Source organism: Kandleria vitulina DSM 20405, assembly GCF_000702065.1.
GTDB classification, from domain to species: domain Bacteria; phylum Bacillota_I; class Bacilli_A; order Erysipelotrichales; family Coprobacillaceae; genus Kandleria; species Kandleria vitulina.
On sequence record NZ_JNKN01000070.1, the window covers coordinates 1 to 1,763 of the forward strand.

Annotated in this window: 2 protein-coding genes; both read left to right on the forward strand. The window is 33.1% G+C overall.

Annotation, left to right across the window (positions count from 1 at the left end):
- Positions 1-583: 583 nt before the first annotated feature.
- The gene (locus T513_RS12260; RefSeq protein WP_155266090.1) at positions 584-751 is read left to right on the forward strand and encodes a hypothetical protein; all 168 of its coding nucleotides are present in this window, start codon (positions 584-586) and stop codon (positions 749-751) included.
- 160 nt (positions 752-911) lie between these two features.
- Positions 912-1,763: hypothetical protein (locus T513_RS0109565; protein WP_031589904.1), on the forward strand; the 852-nt coding region annotated here is incomplete at its 3' end.

Genomic DNA, 1,763 nt, shown 5'->3' on the forward strand with positions numbered 1-1,763 from the left:
AAAAGGGAAAAAAAAGAATCTTGCACAAAAAAATTATGCGGCAATGATTGCTGCTGGTATTTTAATAGGCATCACTATTATTTCTCCTTTACCAGGTGATGAAGTTTTTGCATTAACTGCTGCCAAACTAGCCTTTGGATAATTTTTATTAATAAAAGACCACTTTTCACATAACAGACAAATATAGGTTTTAAGGAGCTTCTCAAAACATTTTCACTTAATTATTTGTTATACAATCCTGAATTTGACGGCTGAAATCAAAAAAAAGAATGGTAAATTTGGCAGTATAATCGCTATTTTTTCCATTCTTTTTATGTTTTAATTTTTCGTAATATTTTTTGTTTTTGTTTGTTTTATAATTTTTTTCATGTTTTTTCTGATGTGATTTCATGGTCTGTTCTGAATCCAAATATCTCATGAAGTCTGTCTGTCAGATCCGTTTACTGAAGCGGATGTATTATCAGCACTTGAAGGATATGTTAGAGTATGGTTTACGTATCCAATAGATAAAATGTCCTATTGAGCAGATATACGAATTGAGAGAAATAAAAGAAATTATCGTAAGCAATCACTACATTTGAGAATGGCGAGAAGTAATTTAGACATTTTAAATGAAGAACATGAAAAGGCTTTGCAAGGACGAAAAAATAAAAAAGACATTGTCGAAGAATGGAGAAAAAACAATCCTGATGGTAATAAATATCAATGTACTAAAGAGACAGGATTATCTAAAAATACGGTCAAAAAATGATGGGGATAGACGAAACTATCCCTTTTCTTTTTTTTTAGAGGTAAAAGTATGATATAATGCAGTAAATAGAGCCCTCGGCGATTGGGAGCGCAAACTCAACCTTAAGGCTACGCCGTAAGGTCTTTGCGGTCTTGCAGACGGCTAGAAAGGAGCGAAATTTATGGCAACAGTTTATGGTAGAATAGCCAAAATTTCTAATGTAGTAGGTCGCTCCAGTTACTTAACTGATGAGGAGCGACAAGAAGAAATAGTATTGCATAAATCAAATATGCAATACTCATGGGAAGAACATTCCTCTTTTGAAAAGTCACATCAAAAGACGAATGTAGCAAACAATGAGGCACTTGAAGTGCATATTGCTTTACCAAATGAACTTGCCGAAGATGAACGAAGATTAGAGCAAGTCTGTTATGACTTGGCTCATGAGATAGTTGGCGAAAATAAGGACTATGAATACGCAGTTCATTGGAATCACAATCGCACGAATCTTCATGTACATATTCTTTTCAGCGAGCGTGAAAACCAAATGGAACTTGAGCCTAAAGTCTACAAGAAAGACATTTGGCAAGACAAAGACACGCATAAATTAGCGAAAGCAAATAGTGAAAATGCTGTATTAATTCATAAAAAGGGCGAAGTCCAACGAGATAAAGAGGGCAACATCAGATACCAAACGGACATATTTAAAGTAAAAGATAAAAAATTTACTGAACGTTGGTGGCTACATCACAAAAACAAAATAATTAAAGATACCTTAAATAAGTACGGTTACAAATTAGATTTACACGATGGTATAAAAAATAACCCCTATCTATCACAGAAGAAGTTATATAAAGGAGCAAGTCAAGATTACCTAGACAAAGCAAAAGCGTGGAATATAGAAGTTAAACGATATAACGAAAATGTAAAACAACATATCGAATTAGAACCAGTACAATTAAAAAATTACATTTCTATTAAGCAAGAAGTCTTAGAGAATGTAAAAGAGGCAAATGCAGAAGAAAAGAAAATC

Excerpts from the sequence above, each read along its gene's own strand:
- T513_RS12260 (WP_155266090.1), top strand. The coding sequence starts at position 584 with ATGGCGAGAAGTAATTTAGACATTTTAAATGAAGAACATGAAAAGGCT.